Here is a 336-nt window from a genome sequence, read left to right on the forward strand (position 1 = left end):
GGTATTGATTTTTCTTGCCCATTTGGAGGGGTGCCAGTGTAGGAGCCGCCCCAGATTTCAACTACCCCTAGATGGGCTGTTGTTTGGGAGATTTGCTGCTTGTAGCTGTTGGGGAGGTTGTTGGCCTCGTCTTGCGTAATGGGGGTGTAAGGTCGGATATTATATTTGATATGTGTTGCGTTTACGACTCCCTTTATTTGGTCTAGCGCAGTCCCAGAGCGGTAATGGTTGGTAAGGGTTTGGTGATGATCCCAACCGCCATAATTGAGGAGTTGGAGTTTAGCTGCGTAGCAGATGTCTTGCAGGATGGAGAGGGCGGGGTAAGGGCCTTTATAA

Annotated in this window: 1 protein-coding gene; it reads right to left on the bottom strand. The window is 49.7% G+C overall.

Features of this window, described 5'->3' with window-relative positions:
- The coding region (locus NQF89_RS08835; RefSeq protein ID WP_266138003.1) for a hypothetical protein at nucleotides 1-336 on the bottom strand (336 nt) is incomplete at both ends.

The sequence above is a fragment of the Bombella pollinis genome, from assembly GCF_026385485.1.
Taxonomy (GTDB): Bacteria; Pseudomonadota; Alphaproteobacteria; order Acetobacterales; family Acetobacteraceae; genus Bombella; species Bombella pollinis.